The following is a 25,673-nucleotide window of genomic DNA, read 5'->3' as shown; positions in this document are numbered from 1 at the left end:
AGTGCAAATGATGAGTGAAAAAGAAACTAAGCAAACCTTATCAAGCCAGGAAATTCAGCAAATTTTGCCTCACCGCTACCCAATGCTCTTGATTGATCAAGTGCTTGATTATCGTCCGGGAGAATATGCCCATGCGCGCAAGAACACAACCATTAATGAAAGCTATTTTCAGGGTCATTTCCCCGGTAACCCCGTCATGCCCGGTGTATTAATTACCGAGGCTTTAGCGCAGACTGGAGCAGTTGCCTTGCTAACCATGCCGGAGTTTACTGGTAAAACCGTTTATTTTGGCGGAATAAAAAATGCCCGTTTTCGGGCTATGGTTAAACCGGGCGACACCCTAGATTTAACAGTTGAACTGGATAAATTGCGTGGCTCAGCCGGAATAGGACTAGCTAAGGCGACCGTTAATGGTAAAGTGGCATGCACAGCTGAATTAATTTTTGCCATACAGTAAAGTAGGATAAACATGTTTAGTAAAGTATTAATCGCTAATAGGGGAGAAATCGCAGTTCGCATCATTCATGCTTTACATGAGTTAGATATTACTGCGGTGGCAGTGTACTCAACTGCCGATAAAGACTCCCAGCACGTCAAAGAAGCGGACGAGGCAGTCTGCATTGGTCAGCCTCAGCCGGCACAATCATATTTAAATATGCAAAACATTATTAGTGCGGCTCTTTTAACCGGAGCACAAGCTATTCATCCCGGCTATGGCTTTTTATCTGAAAGTTCGGAATTTGCCCAGATGTGTGCTGAATGTCACCTGGTTTTTATTGGACCGCAGGCCAAGACCATTTCGCTTATGGGAAATAAAGCCAACGCGCGGGAAACAATGCGGCAACATGGAGTTCCCGTTATTCCTGGCAGCACTGGTCCCGTTAAGGATGCGGCCCAAGCCCTAACTGTAGCTAATAAAGTTGGTTTTCCGGTAATGCTTAAGGCCGTTGCTGGTGGTGGCGGAAAAGGAATCAGGAAGGTTAAGCGTCCCGAGGATTTGCCACAAGCATTCAGTCAGGCCCAAGAAGAAGCAAAACTTTCTTTTGGTGATGATTCGATGTACCTTGAAAAAATCATTTCACCAGCCAAGCATATTGAGGTGCAGATTATTGCAGATCAAGCAGGCCACGTTGTGGCTTTGCCTGAGCGTGACTGCTCGATGCAGCGTAATCAGCAAAAAGTGCTTGAAGAAACGCCTTGTTCACAGATTAATGACCAAGAACGGCAATACTTGCAAAAGATTACGTCCAAGGCAATTAAGGCTATTCACTATGAAAATGTGGGAACAATTGAGTTCTTAATGGATCCAGCACATCATTTTTACTTTATGGAAATGAATACGCGTATTCAAGTCGAGCACTCGATTACTGAAGAAGTTGCACAAATTGATCTTGTCAAAGAACAGCTTCATATTGCTGCCGGGGATGATTTAAGTATTACCCAAGATGATGTCCACCTGCATGGTGCCGCCATCGAAGCCCGAATTAATGCCGAAGATCCACTTCACCATTTTCGTCCGCAAGCCGGTAAAATCAAGCAGATGTCTTTGCCCAGCGGCTTAGGTATCAGAATTGAGAGTGGTGTCAACAGTGGGGATCAAGTCTCACCTTTTTATGATTCCATGATTATTAAAATTATCGCTCATGCCGATAATCGTTCGCTGGCTATCAGACGCTTATTAGACGCCCTGAGTGAGTTTTCAATCACGGGTCTGAAAACTAACCGCGACTTTTTAGTGGCGTTATTAACCGATTCGGCTTTTCAAAGTGGTAACTACTTGACCACCTACATTGATCAACAGTTTTTACCCTATTATATTAAGCAGGAAAAAGAAAAAATTGGCGCTAAGGAGGCTGTGACAGATGGCAATTAAGTTCTCTAAGCATCCTCACCACGCATTAGCCAACTACCAGGAAAATGTACCACAGGGAATTTTTCGGATTTGTCCGCAGTGTAAGACCAAATTTTATTTTCGCAAATTGGGCAAATACCGGTTGTGTCCTAACTGCGGCTACGGCTTCAGGGTAACTGCCAGAACAAGGCTTAAAATGCTGACCAAAGAGTTTAGCGAATGGGATGAAACAATTGCAACAACTAATCCGCTGGCTTTTCCCCAATATCAAGCCAAAATTAAGCAAATGCAGACCAAAACTAAGCTTAAGGATGCCGTTTTAACTGGACAAGCAAAAATTGGTGACTATGAAACGGCTCTTGGCATTATGGATCCTGATTTTATCATGGGAAGTTTAGGAAGTGCCACGGGTGAGCGGATTACGAAAATGTTTGAGCGGGCAACCGCGGAAAAACTACCGGTCATCATGTTGACGGCTTCTGGTGGGGCTAGGATGCAGGAAGGAATTACGTCGTTAATGCAAATGGCCAAGATTTCTCAGGCAGTCAACCAGCACCGCGAAGCAGGACTCGTTTATATTGTAGTCATGATGGATCCGACAACTGGCGGGGTAACTGCCAGTTTTGCCTCTCAAGGTGATGTTATTCTTGCCGAACCCCATGCCTTAATTGGCTTTGCTGGTCGGCGGGTAATTGAACAGACAATTAATAAAAAATTGCCACCAAATTTTCAAAGTGCTGAAAATGCATTTGCTAACGGCTTTATTGATGCCATCGTGCCCCGAACTGAACAGAAAGAATGCCTAGAACAACTATTGGCAATTTTTGCCGCTAAAAAGTGGGAGGGAGCGAGCTAATGGCAAATGACGAAATTACTGCCATCATGAATGGTGCCCGCAGTGATAGCAAAACTGACATGAACAAACTGGTAAAACAGCTCTTTCCTGATTTTTTCGAAATGCATGGTGACAGGGCAACCGGTGACGACGCCGCAATTATTGCTGGCTTTGCGACAATTAACGACCGCAGTGTTGCCGTTATTGCAACAAATAAGGGGCAAGAACTGGACAAACGGTTAGCGACGAACTTTGGTAGCCCGCTACCGTGTGGTTACCGTAAAGCTAACCGAATAATGAAAACTGCGGCTAGTTTGAATATTCCAGTGATTACATTATTAAATACACCCGGAGCATACCCAGGAGCTGACGCTGAAAAAAGTGGCCAGGGGCAAGTCATTGCCCAAAGCATTAGTGAGATGCTTCAGCTTAAGGTGCCGCTATTAACCGTTATTGTGGGTGAGGCTGGCTCCGGTGGCGCGCTTGCTTTGGCCTGCAGTGACGAAATTTGGATGCTTGATCACAGTATGTACACCGTCTTGTCGCCAGAAGGCTTTGCCTCAATTATGTGGAAAGATGGTAAACTAGCTAGTCAAGCCGCCGAATTAATGCATATTGAGCCGCAGTGGCTGAAAGAACACGGTGTAATTGAACGTGTTTTACCTGAAGATGTGTTAGCTCAAGATGCGGTTAAATTGCGGCAATTGCTTGCGCAGAAAATTACCGCTTTTGCTAAAGTGTCAGTTAATGAGTTGCTGACTAAGCGTAAGGCCCGCTTTCGGCAATTTTGAGTTTGCTTCAATTATGCTAGCAAGGGCCATAATTGCACTAAGTTGATTGCAACTAGGGTTTGCTTTACTGGCGAAAATCGGCTTTTTACTTTATAATAATGATAATAAGCAGTCGACTTCTGCTCGATTAAAAACTTTTAAGTTGGCCAGTTTGACTGTAAGATTTTAGCTAATCTAGATGGTTAGCTTTTTTTATTTAACAAACCGAGTTGCTGGTGCCAGCTTTTAGTTAAGATGAGGAATTTAAGTTAAGTCATGACTAAAGTAAAGATTGCGTTTACTAGTACAATTAAACAAGAAAAGGAAAGCGAAACTTTTCGCAAGTCTGGTACTGGAGAATTAACCGAGCATAATGGGATTACCCGTGTCTCTTATCTGGAAGACGGCGAAGTGCCCGTTAAGCTTTTAATTAAAGAAAATGATGTGATCATTAGACGTGGTGATTCTGCCAGTGATTATTCCCAACTCCATTTTAGTGTGGGCCAGAAAAAGGAATGTCATTACGTAGCCCAAGGTTATCAGATGGATTTAACTAGTAGGGCTAAAATAATTAAATTTTTCCCTAAAATTGATGGATCTAGGGAACTTCACATTGAATATGACCTCTTTAGTGGTCTATACTTAGTAGGAAATTATACCGTCACGTTGATTTTTACTTAAACGCCTAGTAAAATAAGAAGGATTGTTAAAAGAGAGGAATGCAATTGTGGGATTAAACGACTTTAAAGACAAAAATCGTAATGAATTATCAATGATTGAAGTTGCTCGCGCAATTTTGGAAGATAACAATAAGAGAATGGCTTTTGCCGATATTGTTAATGAAGTACAAAAGTACTTGGGTGAGAGCGACGAGGAAATTCGGGAGCGTTTACCCCAATTTTACACTGACTTGAACACTAATGGTGAGTTCATTTCAATGGGTGAAAATGTTTGGGCTTTGCGCTCATGGTTTCCTTATGAGTCAGTTGACGAAGAAGTCAACCACCCTGAAGATGAGGATGAAGAAGATACCCGTGCTCACCATAAGAAGGTCAATGCTTTCTTAGCAAGTGCTACTGGTAGCGATGATATTATCGATTACGATAATGATGATCCAGAAGATGAAGATCTTGATGCTACCGCTGATGACGATGCTGACGACTTTGGCGAAGATGACGATTTCGTTGATACGGATGACGAAGATGATGAGGACTTGCCTGACGGTATCGAAGGTCAATTATCTGAATTAAATGATGATGACGATGAAGATGAATAATTTTTCTTGACTTCATGTCTGAAAATGATAGTATTTTACTTGGGCACCCTATGTGCGTTTATGCTCCCGCAAGGGAGCTTTTTTTATTTTTTATTTTTTGCAAAAGGAGTTTGGCTAATGACAAAATATATCTTCGTTACTGGCGGTGTTGTTTCTTCTCTGGGTAAAGGAATCACTGCTTCAAGTCTCGGCCGGTTGTTAAAGAATCGGGGCTTAAAGGTAACTATGCAAAAGTTCGATCCCTACATCAATATTGATCCAGGTACAATGAATCCTTACCAACACGGCGAGGTTTTTGTCACTGATGATGGTACTGAAGCGGACCTTGATTTAGGTCACTATGAGCGGATTGTTGACGTACGGACAAGTAAATATTCGAACGTAACAACTGGGAAAATTTACAAAGAAGTATTAGAAAAAGAACGTCGTGGTGATTATCACGGAGCTACTGTTCAGGTTATTCCGCACATCACGGACATGATTAAGCAAAAAATCATGCGGGCAGGGCTGACGACTGATTCTGATGTGGTTATTTCTGAAATTGGTGGTACGGTCGGTGATATCGAGTCGACCCCATTTATGGAAGCAATTAGACAAATGCGGCGCGAAGTTGGGGAAGAAAACGTGATGTACATTCACTGTACATTGGTACCTTACCTGCACGCTGCCCAAGAAATGAAGACTAAACCAACACAGCACTCAGTAGCCGAACTCCGTAGTATTGGTATTCAGCCTAACATGTTGGTTTTACGGGCAGAAATGCCAATTGACCAAGAACATAAGGACAAGATTTCTAACTTTACTGATGTTCCGGTTGACCGGATTATTGAATCCATCAACGCACCATCACTCTTTGACTTGCCACTGGCATTCCAAGAGCAAGGCATGGACCAAAAGGTTTGTGACTTCTTACACCTGCAAAGTCCGAAAAAGGAAGCTGACATGGCAGAATGGATTCGGCTTGATGAGCGGGTTAAGAACCTGAAGTACAAGACTAAGATTACTTTGGTTGGAAAATACGTAGAACTTGAAGATGCCTACATTTCAGTTACTGATGCCTTGAAGCACGCTGGTTATTCATACAACACCAATGTTGAAATTAATAAGGTGCAAGCAGAGGATATTACTGAAGATAATATTGCTGACTTTATGAAGGGCTCAGATGGATTAATCGTTCCTGGTGGCTTTGGTACGCGTGGTTTAGAAGGCATGATCACCGCGATCAAGTATGCACGGGAAAATGACATTCCATTCTTAGGTGTTTGCTTAGGAATGCAAATGGCAACGGTTGAATTTGCTCGTGATGTCCTAGGCTATCGTGATGCTAACTCAATCGAAGCAGATCCTGAAACAACTCATAATGTAATTGATATCATGGCAGATAAACGGGATGAAGAAAACATCGGTGGTACTTTGCGTCTTGGCTTATACCCAACTGCCTTAAAGCCTGGAACTAAGACTGCTGCTGCTTATGGTAACCAAGAAGTTATCCAAGAGCGTCACCGTCACCGTTACGAATTCAACAATGAATACCGTGAAGCATTTGAAAAAGCCGGTATGACTTTCTCTGGTGTTTCCCCAGATAATCACTTAGTTGAAGTAATTGAAATAACTAAGAACAAATTCTTCGTTGCTGCGCAATATCACCCTGAATTTTTGAGTAGACCACAAAGACCAGAAGGCTTATATAAGGCATTTATTGGTGCAGCTTGTGGATTACCAGAACAGAAATTGTAATGCGTGTAGTTGAATAATACAAAAATCTTAATTTTTAAGCAGGGAGGACAGAAGTCTTCTCTTGTTTTTTCTGTTAAATTCCTTTAACATTATTATGACTAATCGAAATAGAAAAGGATTTTTTCGCCAATGAAGCAAATGATAATTCATGGTGGAAAGCCCCTACAGGGTGATGTCTGGATTGGTGGTGCAAAGAATTCCACTGTAGCACTGATTCCGGCATCAATTTTGTCGCGTACACCGGTAACTTTGGAAGGCGTTCCGAGGATTGCTGATGTCGACAACTTAATGGACTTGTTAAATGAAATGGATGTTAAAAGTGATTTTCAGAAAACCACTTTGCATATTGATCCCGAGAACATTAAGATGAGCCCATTGCCAAGCGGTAAAATCAAGAGCTTGCGTGCTTCATATTATTTTATGGGTGCTCTTCTTGGCCGGTTTGGTAAGGCTGTTGTGGGCTTCCCTGGTGGGGATGATATTGGACCCCGCCCCATTGACCAACACATTAAAGGCTTTGAAGCCTTAGGCGCATGTGTCACAAATGAAAATGATCAAATAACAATTACGGCTCCCGCGACCGGTCTAAAGGGAGCGACTATCCACTTAGAGATGCCGTCCGTTGGTGCGACGATGAACATTATTATGGCTTCAGTTACGGCACAAGGGCAAACAGTCATTGAAAATGCTGCTAAAGAGCCGGAAATAATTGATCTTGCGACTTTTCTTAACAACATGGGAGCAACGATTCGTGGTGCTGGGACCGACTCAATCAGAATTGAGGGCGTAGAAAAGCTGGAGGCCAGAGCCCCACATACAATTATTCCGGATCGAATTGAGGCTGGAACTTATATTTCACTTGCTGGCTGCATTGGTAATGGCATTTGTATTCACAACATTATTGAGGAACACCTAGATTCTTATTTAGCAAAAGTAGAGGAAATGGGTGTTGTGATTGATGCTGATGAGGATTCCCTGTATGTTTATCCTGCCGGTGATTTAAAAATGACACAGATCAAAACAGGTGCTTATCCTGGTTTTGCAACCGATCTGCAGCAACCGGTCACGCCACTTTTACTTACCGCTAAGACTGGCGAAGGGGTAATAATTGATCGTATTTACCCTAAGCGGGTTGGCCATATTGAGCAGTTGCGGAAAATGGGAGCTGACATCAAAGTTGAAGATGATATCATCCTAGTGCACCCAACTTCTAAATTGCATGGTGCAACAGTTTCCGCTGGTGAGATTCGGGCCGGTGCTTGTTTAATGATTGCCGGCCTAATGGCCCACGGTGAAACTATTATTAATAATGCTGGCAATATCTTGCGTGGTTATGACCGGGTTCAGGAAAAACTGCGTTTGCTCGGCGCTGATGTGACAATTCAAGATGTACCAGATAAATAAAAAAATGCGCTCTGTCAAATCTTCCAAATGGGAAAGCAGATAGAACAGATAATTTAGGCATCAAGCTATTAAGATAGCTTGGTGCTTTTTCTTTGCCCGAGCTAATCAAAAAGATCTTCAACCCAGTCCTTTAATTGAAAACTATTTAGTCTGTCTCTTAGTGCTTGCTTAAATTAAGCAACTGGCTTTTTAATATATTTGTAGTATTATATTCATAATCAATATTAACTTTATTGACGTATTCTGAACAGTCTTGGTGCTCATCGAACTAAGAAAAAATAAATTTTGCTTAGGGAAAAGTATTTTTGGTAATAATTGGAGAAATAAAAAATGAAGATAGGAATAAAAAAAGTAACTAAACTTGCTGTGCTTACAGCACTTTGTGGGATTGCTAATTCAACAATTTTACCAGCAAGCGATGTAGCTGCAGCAACTACGGTCAAGGCACCATATTCAACAGCGAAAAAATGGACTGCAAAGTTAGCAAAAGCTGGCTATGTCTTTGAATTGCCGAATGCTGTAAAAGGGGCGCTCTATCATCAATCAGGAAAACCTTATCGGCAAAAAACGCTTAAAAAGATTGTTAAAAATCAGATACTTTTTAAGGTTAAACGTGTTAATAAGATTCATAATAGTGTATCTGTTGACTTAGTGTCGAAGAATGGCAAGTACAAGGGCAATACGATATACATTAATGGTATCTTAAATCACAACTCAAAAATAAAAGAACTTCAGCCACTAATTAAAGCAGAATTACGGGTAATGGATGCTAGAGGCGACCAACGGCCGACAGCTGAACTGCTTAAGCAGGTTGAGCAAATTGCCACTGGATTAACAGGGAAAAACAAGCAGATTGCGTTAACCTCAATCAAGCAGCTAAAGGAATTTATTAAATATGGTACAATGGCTGAAACACCGGATCTTTTGATTGGTAGCTGGCCTAATGACGATTTGGATAATTAAACTCCTAATTTAAAGCGTAGTACTTTTGTTCTAGGCCTACCAAATACTTTGGAGCTGTATCATTTTTTGCAAACAGTTTTAGGATGGTTCCAGCAAAATTCGTCTGCATCAACTGTTACTAGAGCCTTAAAGGTAGGCACAGTTACTGAATATGTGAGTAGTATTGACATCTTTAGTCTCCATATCTTTTTTATAATACACATCAATGCATCTTCTAATCTATGAGCTAAAATTTGTTTAGTTGTAGAAAGCTAAAAAGCATTATATAATAGTGTAATACCATGGTAAACAATAAGAGGAAAATATGATGAGCACAAGCATTATCAAAAATAAAACTGTGTCAACACGGGTCACATCTGATATTAGTGAGCGAGCTAAACGTAATTTAGCCAAGCAAGGCTTAACTATTTCTGAATATATGCGATTATCTTTGGTTAAAGCGGCAAATAACGAAGTTCGTTTGATTAGTTTTTTGGATTCGCCAGAGGCATTAGCTGCCAAAAAAGAAGCCGAAACTGGGCAAGTAAAAACGATTGGTTCATTAGCTGATTTTGATGACTTGGTTGATCAGTTAGATGAAAATTAAACAAACAACGTCATTTGAACGTCAACTAAAAAAGTTAGCTAAGAAGCATTACCCGATCTCGTTATTAAAGCTATGCTTAGAAGCGGTGATTGAGCAAGATAACAGAATTTTAATGCAGATTAAGGATCATGCTTTAAAAGGAAAATGGAGCGGCTAGCGTGAATTCCACCCAGCAAGATGTGGAAATTATGGTAAAGCTTATGATAACTGGATTGTTATTTATCACTTAGAACATGATGAATTAGTTTTGGTATTGGTAGCTGACCTAATGACGATTTGGATAATTAAGTCACGACTTGAGTAATACTTTGCAATTAGTAATCATAAAATCAACAACGAATAAGAGATGCGTTCTTTTATTCGTTTTTTATTATTTGCGATCCCAATAATCAGGTAAAAAGGCGAAAAGCTACTTAGTAATAAATATAATTATTTTTTAAAGCGCTTGCAAAAATAGGGCATAACTTCTAGAATGAAATTAATTATTAGCTGAGCTTATTTTTAAGTCAGAGATGAAAGAAAGGAATTATCATTGTGAATCGTGACTTAATGGACATTATCAGCAACTTAACAATGACATATGGGATAATCGGAATATTGTATTATGTGCTCAAATATAAAAATAGCGATCACTTTCCCCTAAATTTTGCGGCCTTATCAAAAAAGATTCAGGTTCTTTTTATAATTTTAATGGCTATTCCGTGGTTTCTTCCTGCCAGAGCAATTCTCTTTCCGTTGACGCCACGCTTATCCATGTACTACAGTCGTTTAATTGGAAACATTAGTTTGTTTCCATTGGCCGCAGTTATTACTGATGTTCTGCTATATCTATTTACTAAACTATTCCGAGAAAGAACTAATAGAAAAGCTAAAAATAGTTAATTAATCTAAGTCTTGAAAACCATTTTCGAGGCTTTTTTTAGTTCACACTAGTATGTCATTTTTCACAGTAAAAAAAGCTGAAATTTTTATTTAAATTGAGCAAACGTGTTCTTACTTAATATCTGTGGCTTTTATCATCTAAGTTTTGTTTATCGCTTTCTTTCACAGTAGAACACGCACTATTTGTAGAAAGAATTGCGGTAAAATGTCCTTTGAAAGCGATTTATCTTGAAAATGAAAGGGCAGAGAAGTTGAGGAGATTATGCTAAAAAATGATGTACTGGCTTATCTTAAAAAGCAAACTAAGACGCTTGATTTAGATCATCTTGACAAGCGATTTACGGCTGGCGGTATTGCTCAAGCACTTAATGCAAAGCGCAATACTGTCAGCCTTTATTTAAACCAATTAACAAATGAGCATAAATTAGTAAAGGTTCAAACACGCCCAGTGCGTTTTATTCACAGAGCCCAGTTTGAAAAAAGCAATTATGCGTTAAAAAAAGATACTTATGCAACAGTTGCTCAGTTAGAACAAGAAAATAACAACCAAGATATTTTAAAAAGTTTTGCGCAAATAAATCCTAGTCTAAAAGAAAGTGTCGAACGTGTTCGGGCTGCTGTTTTATATCCTAATAACGGACTACCATTGCTTATTACAGGTGAAAGCGGCACTGGTAAAAGTTATTTAGTTGGGTTAATCAATCGGTTTTGTCGGACGAATAAATTAATTAAGACAACTGCACCATTTGTTACGGTTAATTGTGCTCAATATGCTGATAATCCGGAATTGCTTACTAGCAACTTATTTGGGTATAAGAAGGGTGCATTCACAGGTGCAGATCAAGATCATGACGGGGCGTTTGTTGAAGCAAACGGTGGCATTTTATTTTTAGATGAAGTTCATCGTCTGGGACCAAAAGGGCAGGAGAAATTGTTTACTTATCTTGATCAAGGACTAGTTTATCCAGTCGGTGAAACAAGTCACGGTAAAAGGGTAAGTGTCCGTTTGTGCTTTGCGACTACTGAGGAAGTAGAAAATAACTTTTTAACTACTTTTATGCGTCGAATACCGGTTAAGATTAGTTTGCCGCCACTAAGTCAGCGAAGTCGGGAAGAAAGACTGAATTTAATTTATACCTTACTTTGTAATGAGCAGCGTGAGATTGCAAAACCAATTATTGTTAGTGATCAGGTGCTTGAAATGCTGGCCAATTATCTTCCTGTCGGAAATATTGGCGACTTGAAAAATGCCGTCAAATTAACAATTGCCCGTGCTAATGCCGATGCCAAAAAGGCGAATAAACTGACACTGACAGCTTATAATTTACCGGTTGACGTTTTAATGAGAAGTAAAACAGAATCATATCTGTCTGCTAAAAAACCACTGCAGATTACTGATGAAACTGAACCAGCCGATCTGATTGCCCGCAGTTTTCCTGAAAAGAAAATTTTTCTTCATAGTCTAGAGCGCTTGTTAACGACCTATGAACAAAGTAATAATCATTTGCCAAACTGTGAATCCAAGCTGAAGCAAATTGTCTACCAACTATTCGATACTTTATTATTTGAAAAAAATGCCAGTAAGCAGCTTCCCTTATTGTCCTATGTAATTGAACGCCTTAAGCATCTTTTTGAGCAGTTACAAAATGCTTATCAATTGCAGGTAAGTGGCAATGCCATTTATGCAATTAGTTATTATCTCTTTGAGCGCCAAAAAATTCAGTGGAATATCGATGAGGTTAGGCAAAAAAATGCGTTGCACAGTTTATATCAGGAAGTGCGCCAGCGCTATCCTGAAGTTTATGCTTATGTCGGCAAACTGCTGCTATTAATCAAAAATAATTTAGAAATTGAATTAAACGAAGTTGACTATATTTTCTTATCAATTTATCTCAATAAGCTCGAAATTATTACTAAAACTGGGCTAATAAAGGCAATCGTATTGGCTCATGGTTACGCGACGGCTGGCAGTATCGCCAATGTGGTCAACCGACTTTTAAATGCCCATACTCTTGATGCTTTTGATATGCCAATTAATGTTAGTACACAACAGATTGCTAATAAAATAATTGATTACAGTGAAAATAATGATGTCAGTCATGGCCTAATTATCTTAGTTGACATGGGTTCATTACAAGAAATTGAAAAACTATTTCCCCGCCAGCTTGATGCACCGCTGTTGTTGATCAATAACGTTTCGACATCACTAGCTTTAACAGTTGGCGAAAGCATTTTACAAAAACGCAGTTTTCGCGAAATTGGCCAGTTAGCACAACAAAAAAGCAAGATAGAAATTAAGCTAACCTATCCAGCTAAGCGGCGTCAACAAGTAATTCTGACTACTTGCTATTCAGGAATTGGTACGGCGACTCATGTGGCGCGGCTATTAGAGCGTTGTATGCCAAGCAGTAGTAAAATCAAGATTATTCCGTATGATTACCAAGCTTTAAAGGATCCACATAAGATAAAAGTGGTTAATAAAATGTATGATGTTATCGGCATTGTCGGTACGGAAAACCCAGAAATTCCGGGGCTAGATTTTATTCACCTTGAAAAAATATTGTCTGATAAGGGGACTGCTAAGCTGCAAAAATGGCTGACTAAGTCTTTCACGGTGCCAGAGATTAAACTCATTATGAATAATTTGGTTAAGAATTTTTCTCTTGAACGTACGATTAATATGGTGACTATCCTTGATGCACCTAAAGTGATTGAAAACATTACTATTTTTTTACAGGAACTTGAGCGGCGCTTTTCAATATCTTTATCTAATCAGAAAAAATTCACCTTATACGTGCACATTAGCTACTTAATTGAACGACTAATCAGAAAGGAGAAAAATGACCTTGATCCCGAATATGCCAAGACGTATGCACACAAATATGCAACAGATCTTAAAATTATCAAAGCTGCTTTTAGTGTGATTATTGACAATTATAATGTGAAAATTCCGGTGTCTGAGTTAATTTATATTGACCAAATAATTTTTAACCACCAATAAAATAGCATGTTAGTTAGTATTTGCTGATTAGCATGCTTTTTTCTTCCCAATCTTGGCATGGTATTTGCTAATAAAACGGTAGAGGGCAAATTAGTCCAAGTAAAAGATATTTGGACCATTACAAAAGAAGGAGAAGAAGATGCTATTACGTAACATTTTAGTCGTAATCTACGGCTTTATTATTAACTTCGATAAAGAAGGACCAAAATTAGGCATTTCGCAACCAGTTGTTGCTGGTTTTATCACTGGCCTAATTATGGGGGATGCTGAGACCGGGCTCTATATAGGTGGTACATTGCAACTGATGACGCTAGGAATTACCAGTTTTGGGGGAGCTTCGGTACCTGATTACCAAACAGCCGCATTAATTGGAACATATCTAACGATTGCAACGCATCAAAAAGCTGCAATTGGGATTGCACTAGCGATTCCTATTGCACTATTAATTGTTCAAGTTGATGTTTTAAAATGGTCTGCCAATATTTTCTGTCAACAGCGGGCAGAAAAATTTGCGGAGCAAGAAAATTATCAAATGATTAATTGGATGCAATATTTGGCTACGTTATTTACAAGTTTTGTTTCAGGAATTCCGGTTTTATTAACTGTTATCTTGGGACCAAAGATTGTGGGCAGTTTTATAAATTATATTCCTGCTTGGTTATCAGGCGGTCTTAAAACCGCGGCCGGAATTTTACCAGCAGTCGGAATTGGCATGTTATTACAGTACCTGCCGACTAGAGATTATTTTTCATACATTATCTTTGGATTTGTACTGGCAATTTACCTCAAGATGCCAATTATTGGAATTTCATTGATTGGTTTTGCAATTGCCCTACTGTTATATCAAAACCAGACTAAAACTAGTGAAGGAACAACAAATGCTGTGAACGGAGGGGCAAACGAAGATGAGTAAAATGAAAAAGATATATCGCAAAGTGATGAATCGGTGGATTGTGTTTGGTGCAACTTCGCTAAATTATGAGAAATATGAAGGTTTGGGTTATACCTATGCCATGTTGCCTTTCATCGAAGAAAATTATCGTGATGACCCAGCTGGTAAAAAGACAGCCATTACCACACAACTACAGTTTTTTAATACTACTCCGTACACGGCACCATTTATTATGGGCGTTGATGTTGGAATGGAAGAAAATGGTAAAACGGCTTCACTTGAGGCAGTTAGTGCCTTAAAAACTGGGTTAATGGGACCGCTTGCCGGAATTGGTGATAGCTTATTTGTTACGATTCCATGGACAATCTTTGGTGCAATTGCAGCTAACATGGCCTTGCACGGTAATCCATTTGGCTGCATTTTGTGGATAATTGCGTCTATTTTAATTCGGCTAACTGCCTATCCGCTATTCACTGCTGGTTATCGCTCAGGAACCAAAATGCTTTCTTCAATTAATACAACGTTAAAAGCATTAACCAATGCCGCATCTGTACTTGGCTTAATGGTAGTTGGAGCATTGGCTGCAACAATGGTTAAGGTCAATTTAGCCTTTACGTTTAAACAGGGTAAGTTAACGATGACTGGTAACAGTATTTTGGATCAAATAATGCCTGGATTGTTGCCAGCAGCAGTTGTTGGTGTAATTTACTATTTATTAGGAAAAAAGGTTAAACCAGTTTATGTGATTTTAATTGTATTAGTAGTATCAATCGCATTAAATGCACTACATATTTTGGCATAGGAGAAAAAGTAATGACAGAGAAGATGGCAGGAATTATTCACGTAAGAATTGATGATCGAATGATTCACGGGCAGGTGGCTACGCAGTGGAGTGGTCGGCTTAACGCAACAAGAATAATGGTAATTAATGATGCAATTATGAATGACGATATGCGGAAAAGTGTTGTTCGTCTGGCTGCTCCGGCTAACGTTAGCACCTCAATTTTGGGTAGAGAAAAAGCGGTGTCGAATATTAAAAGTGGTCGTTATGAAGGGCAACGCGTATTGCTGATTTGTGTTTCACCAGTTGATGTGAATTACTTGCTTGATAACGGCTTGCCTATCACAAAAGTAAATGTAGGCAACTTGGCGGCTCGCCCCGGAACAACCCGCATTAGGCCATCAATTAATGTTACTCAAGAAGAAATAACTGCCTTTAAGCAATTATTGGACCGTGGTGTGGAAGTAACGGTTATTCCGACACCACAGAGTCCAACAGTTTATTTAAAAGATTACCTTTAATAGTAGAAGGATTATGATTTTATGTTCAATATTATTATTGCAACACATGGTCAATTAGCAGAAGAATTTTTAAATGTCTTACAATCGCTTTTTGGCCACTTAAACCAAATTGAAGCACTTGGTCTTAAAGATCAGGGAGTCGTTAGTTTTGGTAATAAGGTAGATCAGTTATTAGCGACAACAGCTAACCAGTCGGTACTTGTTTTATGCGATTTGGCTGGCGGAACCCCGTTTAATGAGTTTGCAAAAAGAAGCAATAAATACAGCAGTGACTTTTTCTTGTTCGGTGGCGTTAGCTTACCGGTTTTAATTGAAGCGTTAAACTTGCGGATGCAGAACCAGTCACTAGATCAAGTGGTTGAAAAGCTGCAACAATTAACTCCTCTGACCATGTTTAAAGCACAAGACAGAAAAAATGCAGAAGATGAATAAAGAAAGAATTTAATATGCAAAAAATATTTTATCAACCAGAAGGATATTGGTTTGGCGATTGCATGCCATTTTTTAATGAAAAAGACCAGACCTTTTACCTTTTTCACCAGCGTGATACTCGCAATCCTAAGCCGTTGACTGATCCATTTGGCTGGTCATTGGTTACGACAAAAGATTTTGTTAGTTATCAGGATCATGGTGAGGTTTTACCTAAAGGTAAACATGATGCTGCCGATCAGTTTATCTATGCTGGAAGTGTAACCCAAGGCAAAAATGAACAAATTGCATTTTATACCGGACATAATCGGCAGGCAAAATTAGCTAAAAAGACTTCTGAAATTCTGATGTCAGCAACTAGTCAAGATTTACTTCATTGGCAAAAAGAAGGCAAGCAAACTAGCTTGGCTCCGCAAAAAGGCTATGATCATAATGATTGGCGTGATCCAGTTATTGTTTATTCAAAGCAGCGCCAGTGTTATGTTCTTGTGTTAGGTGCACGACTGCCGGGAGATAAAAAGAAGCCAACAGGGCGCCTGGTTTATTTTGAATCAGAAGATTTACATAATTGGCATTTTAAGGGTGACTTTTGGGTACCGAATGAGTTTAACATGATTGAAATGCCAGACTTATTTGAACTTAATCATACCTGGTACCTAATTTTTTCTGAATATTCTGAAGATAAACGGACCAAATATCGCGTTAGTGATGGGTTATTCAATCAATGGCATTCCCTTAGTGATGAATTTTTTGATGGCAAAGCCTATTATGCCGCAAGAACGGTCGGTAACAATCAAGTTGGGCGCTTTTTAACCGGCTGGGTAGCAACTAAAGAAAATGAGCAGGACTTAGGTAATTGGGATTGGGGTGGTGCATTTGTGCCTCACCAGATTATTCAACGGCCTGATAAGACTTTAGGAGTAGATCTTCCAGAAACAATTACTGCTAATTTTGCTGAAAGTCGACCACTGCCTCAAATCAGGCTTAGTTGTAATGATGGGAAAAAGGAAGAAACCATAATTAAAAATCTTCCTGACCAATTTTTACTTGAAGCCCAAATTACGATTTTACAAGATACTAAGTCTTTTGGCGTCAAAGCATATGTTAATGAAGAAACTAGAGCAGGCTACCAATACCAGGCATATGGACTAGAAAATATACTTAAATTTACTTGTACGCCTAACTATCCTTGGCCCTCATATTTTGCTACTGGCTTAGAGAGACCACTTCCCCTAATTAAAGGTAAGACATATGACCTGAAGCTGATTGTAGATGACAGTATTATTATTTTATATATTAATAATGTGGCGTTGAGTGCTCGGATGTATAATAAGCTTGGTCGAGAGTTAAGCTTTTTTGTCACAGAAGGTCAGATTTTAGTTTCAAAAATAAAATATTATCAAGATTGGCAAGAAGCAAATACGAGAAAATAAATTGAGGTAAAAAATGATTTTTAATGGTTTACAGCATATTGGTGTTCCAACGAAAAAGTTTGAACAAAGCAAGAATTTTTATCAGTCATTAGGATTTAAGTTAGTGAATACCGAAGATAATAATGGTAGCCAAGTCGGTTTTTATCAATTAGGTTCATTAATGATTGAAAGCTGGGAATCGCCAGCAGAAGCTCCGGGAAAAGTTGGGGCGATTAATCATATTGCTTTAGATACGGACGATATTGCTGCAGCATTTGCGCAAGTGCAAAAGTTAGATGTTGAATTTGTTGAGAACGGCATCCAAAGCTTGCCGTATTGGGAAAATGGTATTAAATATTTTAATTTTTATGGTCCAAATAAAGAAATCTTTGAAGTCTGTCAGCGATTGTAATAATAGCGCTTAATAATAGCAATTAATATTAATTTTTAGTGGACATTTAGTAAAAGCTATCGAGTTATTATGCTTTTCGCTGTACACTTAATTAAGTAAAGATATTCAATTAAAATTGAAAGGAAAACTAAATGTTATTAGGATCAATTGAAGCTGGCGGTACTAAATTCGTGTGTGCCATCGGCAATGAAAATTATCAGATTAAAGATGAAACTACCTTTTTGACCACAACGCCTTCCGAAACATTGCAGAAGACGGTTGATTACTTTAAAAAATTTCCGGTAGATGCGATCGGGATTGCATCATTTGGTCCGATTGAAGTCCGCAAGACCGCGCCCAATTATGGCTTTATTACTGATACACCAAAAGCTGGATGGAGTAATACTGACTTTGTCGGTTTCTTGCAAAAATCCCTTAAAGTACCAATGTATTTCACAACTGATGTTAATGGTTCTGCTTACGGTGAATACGTGATGTCATTGTTGTCAAACGACGACATTGATTCACTGGTCTACTATACTATCGGAACGGGTGTTGGTGGGGGTGCCATTATTAATGGCAAACTAGTCGGTTCTTTAGGCCATCCAGAAATGGGTCACGTTAAATTAAAGCGTCATCCAGATGATCTTGCTTTTGCTGGCGTTTGCCCGTTTCACCAAGATTGCTTAGAAGGTTTAGTATCAGGTCCCACATTTGAAGCGCGTCTGAACAAGCCAGGAAAGGATGTCCCGTTATCTGACCCTGTTTGGGATATTATGAGCTATTACGTTGCGCAAGCTGCTCTTCAAGTAACACTGATTTTGCGCCCTGACAAAATTGTTTTTGGCGGCGGGGTAACCAGTGAAGCATTCTTGCAAAAGGTTCGGCGTGATTTTGCTAAGTTGTTGAATAACTACGTTCATGTTCCTAAACTTGAAGAATACATTGTTTTACCTGCAATTGATAATAATGGTTCGGCAACAGTTGGTGATTTTGCCTTAGCTAAGCGGCTATTGAGAGAATAATTTAGAGGAACATTTAAAGGCTTGAGTTTCTTACTTGAGCCTTTTTTGCTTGGAAAAAGTAAAGACTTACTGAAGCCGAACTTCCGTGACAAATCTAAGATTGCTAAAAAAATAACCACTAGCTGGCTTTAGCTAAAGTGGTTATTTTTGATTAATTTTTAATTGGTTTAGCAATTATGACGAGCAAAGGCCTATCAATCTAATATCTCATAATCTTCTGCGTACTATGGGTTACTTGAATAGTGTACACCAACATATCTATCATTGGATAAAATGAGGCCGCAATACAATTAAAAACATAGGCGATAGCATAAAAAAAATCTTTTTGAAAGCTTGGACAGTGTAACAAAGATATCAATGACATTTCTTCGTAGCTATTAAAACTTAAGTTAGTAATAATATTTGTTTGAATAAGTAAAAAAGATGCGATTGCGACCAGGATTGTTCTAATCAGCTTTGTAAAAAATAGTATATGTCCTTTATTATCTTTGCTAATGGCCACCTTGCATTCTTTATAGCATGAATGGAAAAACCAAATCCATACAAGGAATAAAACTGACATATATATTATTAAATTATCGAAAATTGAAGCTTGGGGCTTATCTAAGAACATAGATGAAATTACATAAATATTTATCGAAACTAGAATTATACTTATGCCAAAGTCCCAAATCATCGTATACTTAAAGCGATTTTTTTTGATACCTATGAAAACTAATTTTTGAATCCATAACATAAGGTTTATAAAAATAATGATTCTGACAAAATCTAGTAAATTTTTAATTACTTCATCAGATGGATTAAGACATGACAAAAACAAGAATAAACATACAGATAATAACGCTATTATACTTGAAAAACATTTCTTTAAACATTGCAAAGTACACTTTTCCATTTTTATTCTCCCTATTTAATAAATAATAGCTTTTTTCTAAATATACTATTATTATAATGAAAAAGTTTTGTTTATCAATATCAAAATAAGCCAATTTGATTATACAAATAGATTAATAGGATAATTAAAAAGCATGAAGTTTCGTACTTCATGCTTTTTTGTAGTTCAGTTTTTGTACTGAACTTAGTTAACTTTTTTCGTGGAAGCGATTTATCCATAATAAAAACAACAAGGAGGCAACATTGATGAAAATGAAATTTAACCAGAGTCAGCTAAAGATTATTGATCTCCTTGTAAGAGTTAAATATTTCATGACAATCAGCGATATGTCTGAAAAAGTTGCTATTTCGGAAAGGAGTGTTTACAAGAATTTAAGTCAAATAAACCAAAAGCTTAAAGCGGTCAATATTGAGGGCACGCGTAATGTTTATGGCCAAGGTTATTACTTAAGCGAAGACAGTAAAAGGCAAATTCAACAATGTCAAGCAGGCCTAAATCATAATCAATATAGTGCAAAGGAGCGGCAGTATTTAGAATTTATTGGACTTTATCTTAAGGGCCAATTTAGCGTGCAGAAAGTTTGTGAAAGGTGTGAAGTAAGCAAGCAAACAGTTTTAAAAGATATCGAAAATCTCAAACATAGAATGAGATCGTATGACATTACGATTATTTCCAATTATGATGGCCATTTTTTAAGTGGATCAGAGGTAAAAATTCGCCAGTTTCTTTTTGCTTGGCTATATGCTCACCATGACCTTGCTAAGCTATATGACACCAGTGAAATTACAGAACTGCGTAGTTTGATTAGTCAGTGGCTGAATTCATTTGAAAGTGCGAATAATATTATCTATTCTGAAGAATTTATCAATCCTTTTGAATACTTTTACGCCTTAACTTTGCAGCGGATTTTTAATGAAAAAAGGGCCAAGGACAATGCTATTTATCCCTTAGCAAAAAAGATTAAGAGTGGGCCAGAGTATCAATTTGCCAGATCTTTTTTAACGCTACTGTTAGGCGATCATTTTGATGAATTTGAACAAGACTATCTGACGTCAGTTTTATTGGGTGGACAAAAAAGAAAGCTGCCTAAAGACGGAATTAATGATGAAATTGGCCAAATTGTTTGGGCCATTATTAAGGCCTTTAAGAACTTAGCGGACTGTTCCTTTAAAGATGAAAACAAGCTGCATCAAGATCTTGTTGTTCATTTGGCCACTACTTTTTTCCGAGTCAAATATCGGCAACAGTATCAAAACAGTGATTTTGACCTAATTAAGGAAAATTATCCTGATATTTATATTTACACCAAAATGAGCATTCACCCGTTTGAGCGGTTTATTGGGGCAAGTTTAAATGATTATGAAGTGGGGCTAGTATCGGTTTACTTTGCTTCGCAAATTGCGCGTAAGCAGGAACAGGCCCCCGAAGTCCTTTTAGTCAGTTCTGGGAGCAATGGCTCGGCCGGGTTTTTAATGACTCAAATGGTGGAGCAATATCCGTACGTAAACTTTAGCATGCCACTTGCTCCCTCAGAATTAAAAAATAATGCATTGCCCGAAAGGGTTGTAATTACGAATATTGCTCTGAGCCGCGTAGCGGTCCCGTGGCTAAAGGTTAATACCGTACTGACTGGTAAAGACTTTGAAAATATTGATCATTTTTTTCAGCTTAACGGAATTACCAATGCAGAAAGTTTGCAAACAGAATATAAGGCGCTGATGGAAACCATCTACGACAATACGCAGATATTGAACGAGGAAGAACTTAAAAAAGGCATCAGACAGGTTTTAATCGGTAAAAGAAAACATGAGGAAAAGACAAAAAGGACAGGACCATTGTTAAGTGAAGTATTAACAGAAGATCAGATTAGTTTTAGTCATAACCAAAAAATCACGTGGGAAGATGCGATTCGGTTATGCGCACAGCCGTTACTTGCCAAAGGCAATATTGAACGTCGTTACATTGATGCAATGATTAACAACGTGAAAGAAAATGGCCCGTATATCAATATTGGGACAGAAATAGCACTTGCCCACGCGCGTCCTAATCAAGGAGTGAATAAATTGGGGATGGCGTTATTGCTGCTAGATCACGATATTGATTTAGTCGATGCTGATCATCAAATCAGGCTGATTATTGTGCTGGCGGCAAGTGACGCAACCTCGCATTTAAGGGCACTTTCTGAACTTGCCAAGATACTAGGCAATAAGAAAGAAGTGGCTCAGATAATGAATGCGAAAACGGCTAGAGAAATTGAAGAATTAATTGAGAAAGGCGAAAAATGAAGTTAGGAGCATGTTGTAGTACTGGGGTTGGTTCATCTTTCATGGTGGACATGAATATGCAGGAAGTATTGAAACAGTTAGGCAGACCGGATGTTGAAACTACTCATATCGATTTATCGGGACTCAATCCGAGTGTAGCGGATCATTTCTTTGTCGGACGTGACATGTATGATGCTGTGGCTAATGTTGTCGGAGCTGATCATGTCACTCAGCTTGACAGCATTATTGACAAAGATGAATTAAAAACCAAGATTCAACAATATTTGGCTAGTGTAGATAAAGAAAGTGAAAAGTGATGACTAATGAATGAAGTGTTAAATTTCTTTTTAAGTATTGCTAGAACACCATCAATTTTAGTTGGTCTAGTAGCCGTTCTGGGGTTGATCCTGCAAAAAAAGGATTCAACCGAAGTAATTTCTGGTGGTTTGAAAACCTTCGTTGGTTTTCTGGTGTTAACCGGGGGATCTGGGGTAATTACCGATTCTTTAACTCCATTCGGCAAAATGTTTATGCACGCCTTTCATGTTCAAGGCGTTGTTCCGAATAATGAAGCTTTCACAGCAACAGCATTAACGAAATATGGCAGCGCAACGGCGATGATTCTGTTAGTTGCCATGATTGTCAACGTCCTTTTAGCCAGAATATCCCATTTTAAATACATTTACCTTTCTGGCCACGTTATGATCAACATGTCATGTATGTTAGCCGTTTTGCTAGCTGTTGCCGGCTTTACTGAAGTTCCATCCATCATCGTTGGCGGCACATTCTTGGGCTTATTCGACACGATTATGCCGGCATTAATTCAGCCGTTTGTCAAAAATGTCACTAAAAGTGATGAAATTGCGATTGCGCATACGGGTGACTTCGGCTATTTAATTGCTGGTTTGGTAGCAAAAGTTGTCGGTGATTCATCAAAGTCAACTGAGGACATGCATGTTTCTAAAAAGGTATCTTTCCTGCGCGATAACACAATTGCCGTCACCGTTACCATGGCGGTTGCTTACCTGATTATTGCTATTTTTGCTGGCCCTGTTTATGTTGAAAAATTAAGTGGCGGCATCAACTACCTAATTTTTGCACTGATTGAATCTGGTTCTTTTTCAGCTGGTGTATATATTATGCTTGCTGGCGTAAGAATGATTTTGAATGAATTAATTCCGGCTTTTAAGGGTATTTCCAGTAAATTAGTACCTAATGCTAAAGCAGGGCTAGATATCCCAATCTTGTTTACTTTTGCACCGAATGCCGTCATCATTGGTTTCTTTGCCAGCTTTGTCGGTGGTCTCGTTGCTACATTATTAATGGTCGTTTTACATATGACAATTGTTATCCCTGGTGTTGTTGCCCACTTCATGTGTGGTGGCGCTGCTGGCGTCATCGGCAACTCAGTGGGTGGACGTCGAGGTTGTGTCATCGGTTCCTTTGTTCATGGTTTACTGATTTCTTTTGTACCAATTATTTTAATTCCGGTTTTAGGTCACTTAGGTCTTGGTACCGCCAGTTATGCGGACGCAGACTTCGGAATTGTTGGCTCTTATGTTGGTTATAGTGGCCTTCTTGGCGGTAGAACATTAATTATCGTGGCACTTGTAGCTGCATTAGTTGTTTTCTTTATCGTGTCCATTATTTTTGACCACAAGCAAAAAAAGTCTGCTAAAAAGGCTAATTAATTCAGTTTGCCTATTATGATGGCAAACATATCATAAGGAGAAAAAATGAAATATACAGAAAAAGATAATTTAGCCGTTAAGACAATTCGGGCTCTAAGTATCGATGAGATTCACCATGCCAATTCTGGTCACACCGGAATGGCACTAAGTGCGGCACCATTGATTTATACAATTTACCAGAACATGCAATTTGATGTAGCTGATCCACATTGGTTTAACCGCGATCGTTTTGTTTTATCAGGTGGCCATGCATCAGCTATGTTATATGCGACTTTGCATTTAGCAGGTTTTGATTTATCAATTTCAGACCTAAAGCAGTTTCGGACTCTTGGCAGTAAGACGCCAGGGCATCCTGAAATTACCACTCCAGGTGTGGATGCTGCGACTGGTCCGTTAGGACAAGGACTAGGAATGGCTGTTGGTATGGCAATGGCGGAAAAGCATTTAAGTGCCATTTATAATCAGCCCAATTATCCGATAATCAATAATCGTGTGTATGCGATTGTCGGCGACGGCGACTTAATGGAAGGAGTTAGTCACGAAACGGCAAGTTTGGCAGGCCATTTGCGGTTAAATAACCTAATTGTGTTATATGATTCAAATCAAAACACGATGGATGCCAAGATGAGTCAGGAATGTGATGATAATGTAGCTGAGCGGTTTAACGCATATGGTTGGAATTACCTGAAAGTGGCTGATGGTAATGATCTGACGCAAATTGATGCTGCTATTAAGGTGGCACAAGATGAGCAGACGCGGCCAACTTTAATTGAGGTCAGCACCGTTATTGGTTACGGGTCACCACTAGCTAATAATCACGTCGTGCACGGTGCCGTTTTAGATGAAGAGCAGGTCAAGGAAACCAAAGAAAAATTAGATTACCATTTCGGACCATTTGAAGTGCCGGCAAGTTCTTACGAAGTTTTTGAAAAGAGCAAGACTGCTGGAAAGAAGAAGCATTCAGAGTGGACCAAGATGCTGCAGGAATATACGGAACAGTATCCCAAATTAGGTGGCAAGTTGATTAAGAACATTAATAATAATGTTAAACTTGCTTTTCAGTCAGATGAGGCGCCAATTCCGGCTTCTTCATCGACAAGGGATGCAATTCACACCGCGATCCAACTAACAGGCAAATCTGACCTAAACTTTTGGGGTGGTTCAGCTGATTTAGGCAGTTCGGATAAAACTTATTTTGACAATGATCAAGGTTTCCAGCCAGATTCATATGCCAATAACAACCTGTATTTCGGTATCAGGGAATTTGCGGAAGCAACTGCTATTAACGGCATCACTCTTTATGGTGGCTCCCGTGTGTTTGGCAATACCTTCTTTATTTTTTCTGATTATATGAAAAATGCATTGCGGCTCGCATCACTAATGAAAGTCCCGTCGATTTTCTTATTTGGGCATGATTCAATTTCACTAGGTCCTGACGGTCCTACACACCAGCCAATCGAACAGCTCGAGGGCCTGCGGGCAATGCCTAACTTAATTGTTTACCGTCCCGCAGACTATTTGGAAACCATTTATGCTTGGCAAGATGCGCTTAATCAGAGTAATAATCCCGTTGCCTTTATTTTGGGTAGACAGAACTTACCAACCTTAACGGCTTATCAAGAACAAGTAAAAGAAGGCGTGCCAAAGGGCGGCTATATCCTGGCAGAAGCACCAAACGGTGATCCTGAAGGAATTTTACTGGCAACAGGTTCAGAGATAACATTGGCATTGCAAGCACAACAAGAACTAGCTAAGAAAAACCACAATGTACGAGTAGTTTCGCTCCCGAGCTTTGAACTATTTTTAAAGCAAGATCAGTCCTACCAAGAAAAAGTCTTGCCAAATGCAATTAGAAAACGGGTAGCAGTTGAAATGGCATCGACTTATGATTGGGCTCAATTCACTGGTTTGGATGGTGCGGTCATTGGCATTGATCATTTTGGTGAAAGTGGTGACGGTGATGAACTAATTAAGAAGTCTGGCTTCACCGTAGCTAACCTGGTTCAAACTTACTTAAAGATTTGCGAAAAAACAGATTGATGTTAACAATGCATAGATGACAATAT

General features: G+C 39.0%; 22 protein-coding genes and 1 pseudogene. All 23 read left to right on the top strand.

The window, feature by feature from the left end:
• Positions 1–10 precede the first annotated feature (10 nt).
• The 23 genes and pseudogenes from fabZ (at position 11) to tkt (ending at position 25,647) form a co-directional block, all read left to right on the top strand.
• The gene (fabZ, locus tag GYM71_RS08440; protein ID WP_103752294.1) at positions 11–457 is read left to right on the top strand and encodes a 3-hydroxyacyl-ACP dehydratase FabZ; all 447 of its coding nucleotides are present in this window, start codon (positions 11–13) and stop codon (positions 455–457) included.
• A gap of 12 nt (positions 458–469) precedes the next feature.
• Positions 470–1,873 (top strand): acetyl-CoA carboxylase biotin carboxylase subunit, encoded by a 1,404-nt coding sequence (locus tag GYM71_RS08435; protein ID WP_220220129.1) that lies wholly within the window; start codon positions 470–472, stop codon positions 1,871–1,873.
• Positions 1,863–2,708 (top strand): acetyl-CoA carboxylase carboxyltransferase subunit beta, encoded by an 846-nt coding sequence (locus GYM71_RS08430; RefSeq protein WP_220220128.1) that lies wholly within the window; start codon positions 1,863–1,865, stop codon positions 2,706–2,708. Before GYM71_RS08435 ends, GYM71_RS08430 begins: the two co-directional genes overlap by 11 nt.
• Complete coding sequence (accA, locus tag GYM71_RS08425) at positions 2,708–3,478, top strand: carboxyltransferase subunit alpha (protein ID WP_220220127.1); 771 nt, start codon at positions 2,708–2,710, stop codon at positions 3,476–3,478. The genes GYM71_RS08430 and accA overlap by 1 nt, the downstream gene beginning before the upstream one ends.
• A 255-nt stretch (positions 3,479–3,733) precedes the next feature.
• Positions 3,734–4,138, top strand: coding sequence for a YwiB family protein (locus tag GYM71_RS08420; RefSeq protein ID WP_220220126.1), 405 nt, complete (start codon positions 3,734–3,736; stop codon positions 4,136–4,138).
• 46 nt (positions 4,139–4,184) lie between these two features.
• Positions 4,185–4,733 (top strand): DNA-directed RNA polymerase subunit delta, encoded by a 549-nt coding sequence (gene rpoE / locus GYM71_RS08415; protein WP_103752299.1) that lies wholly within the window; start codon positions 4,185–4,187, stop codon positions 4,731–4,733.
• Positions 4,734–4,850: 117 nt separating this feature from the next.
• Positions 4,851–6,470, top strand: coding sequence for a CTP synthase (locus GYM71_RS08410; protein ID WP_220220125.1), 1,620 nt, complete (start codon positions 4,851–4,853; stop codon positions 6,468–6,470).
• Positions 6,471–6,599: 129 nt separating this feature from the next.
• Entirely contained in the window at positions 6,600–7,874 is a 1,275-nt protein-coding gene (locus GYM71_RS08405) for a UDP-N-acetylglucosamine 1-carboxyvinyltransferase (RefSeq protein ID WP_220220124.1), read from the top strand.
• 330 nt (positions 7,875–8,204) lie between these two features.
• The gene (locus tag GYM71_RS08400) at positions 8,205–8,837 is read left to right on the top strand and encodes a hypothetical protein (protein WP_220220123.1); all 633 of its coding nucleotides are present in this window, start codon (positions 8,205–8,207) and stop codon (positions 8,835–8,837) included.
• Between the two features lie 307 nt (positions 8,838–9,144).
• Positions 9,145–9,423, top strand: a complete 279-nt coding sequence (locus GYM71_RS08395; RefSeq protein ID WP_220221206.1) for a type II toxin-antitoxin system RelB/DinJ family antitoxin — start codon at positions 9,145–9,147, stop codon at positions 9,421–9,423.
• Positions 9,413–9,727, top strand: a pseudogene (locus GYM71_RS10455) (type II toxin-antitoxin system YafQ family toxin). Before GYM71_RS08395 ends, GYM71_RS10455 begins: the two are co-directional and overlap by 11 nt.
• An 840-nt stretch (positions 9,728–10,567) precedes the next feature.
• Positions 10,568–13,306: a sigma 54-interacting transcriptional regulator gene (locus GYM71_RS08385; protein WP_220220122.1), complete on the top strand. Its 2,739-nt coding sequence runs from the start codon at positions 10,568–10,570 to the stop codon at positions 13,304–13,306.
• A gap of 139 nt (positions 13,307–13,445) precedes the next feature.
• Entirely contained in the window at positions 13,446–14,219 is a 774-nt protein-coding gene (locus GYM71_RS08380) for a PTS mannose/fructose/sorbose/N-acetylgalactosamine transporter subunit IIC (protein WP_220220121.1), read from the top strand.
• Complete coding sequence (locus tag GYM71_RS08375; protein ID WP_220220120.1) at positions 14,212–15,000, top strand: PTS system mannose/fructose/sorbose family transporter subunit IID; 789 nt, start codon at positions 14,212–14,214, stop codon at positions 14,998–15,000. The genes GYM71_RS08380 and GYM71_RS08375 overlap by 8 nt, the downstream gene beginning before the upstream one ends.
• A gap of 11 nt (positions 15,001–15,011) precedes the next feature.
• Positions 15,012–15,500, top strand: a complete 489-nt coding sequence (locus GYM71_RS08370) for a PTS sugar transporter subunit IIB (protein ID WP_220220119.1) — start codon at positions 15,012–15,014, stop codon at positions 15,498–15,500.
• A gap of 21 nt (positions 15,501–15,521) precedes the next feature.
• The gene (locus GYM71_RS08365) at positions 15,522–15,932 is read left to right on the top strand and encodes a PTS sugar transporter subunit IIA (RefSeq protein WP_220220118.1); all 411 of its coding nucleotides are present in this window, start codon (positions 15,522–15,524) and stop codon (positions 15,930–15,932) included.
• A 14-nt stretch (positions 15,933–15,946) separates the two neighbouring features.
• Positions 15,947–17,362: a glycoside hydrolase family 32 protein gene (locus GYM71_RS08360; protein ID WP_220220117.1), complete on the top strand. Its 1,416-nt coding sequence runs from the start codon at positions 15,947–15,949 to the stop codon at positions 17,360–17,362.
• Positions 17,363–17,375: 13 nt separating this feature from the next.
• Positions 17,376–17,753, top strand: coding sequence for a VOC family protein (locus tag GYM71_RS08355; protein WP_220220116.1), 378 nt, complete (start codon positions 17,376–17,378; stop codon positions 17,751–17,753).
• Positions 17,754–17,884: 131 nt separating this feature from the next.
• Positions 17,885–18,757, top strand: coding sequence for a fructokinase ScrK (gene scrK / locus GYM71_RS08350; protein ID WP_220220115.1), 873 nt, complete (start codon positions 17,885–17,887; stop codon positions 18,755–18,757).
• A 1,140-nt stretch (positions 18,758–19,897) separates the two neighbouring features.
• Positions 19,898–21,937: a BglG family transcription antiterminator gene (locus GYM71_RS08345; RefSeq protein ID WP_220220114.1), complete on the top strand. Its 2,040-nt coding sequence runs from the start codon at positions 19,898–19,900 to the stop codon at positions 21,935–21,937.
• Complete coding sequence (locus GYM71_RS08340; RefSeq protein WP_220220113.1) at positions 21,934–22,233, top strand: PTS sugar transporter subunit IIB; 300 nt, start codon at positions 21,934–21,936, stop codon at positions 22,231–22,233. The genes GYM71_RS08345 and GYM71_RS08340 overlap by 4 nt, the downstream gene beginning before the upstream one ends.
• A 6-nt stretch (positions 22,234–22,239) precedes the next feature.
• Positions 22,240–23,607: a PTS ascorbate transporter subunit IIC gene (locus tag GYM71_RS08335; RefSeq protein ID WP_220220112.1), complete on the top strand. Its 1,368-nt coding sequence runs from the start codon at positions 22,240–22,242 to the stop codon at positions 23,605–23,607.
• Positions 23,608–23,652: 45 nt separating this feature from the next.
• The gene (gene tkt / locus GYM71_RS08330) at positions 23,653–25,647 is read left to right on the top strand and encodes a transketolase (RefSeq protein WP_220220111.1); all 1,995 of its coding nucleotides are present in this window, start codon (positions 23,653–23,655) and stop codon (positions 25,645–25,647) included.
• Positions 25,648–25,673 lie beyond the last annotated feature (26 nt).

Source organism: Lactobacillus panisapium (genome assembly GCF_019469265.1).
GTDB lineage: Bacteria > Bacillota > Bacilli > Lactobacillales > Lactobacillaceae > Lactobacillus > Lactobacillus panisapium.
The sequence above is the reverse complement of the archived record's forward strand: the minus strand, read 5'-3'. Positions and strand labels throughout refer to the sequence as shown.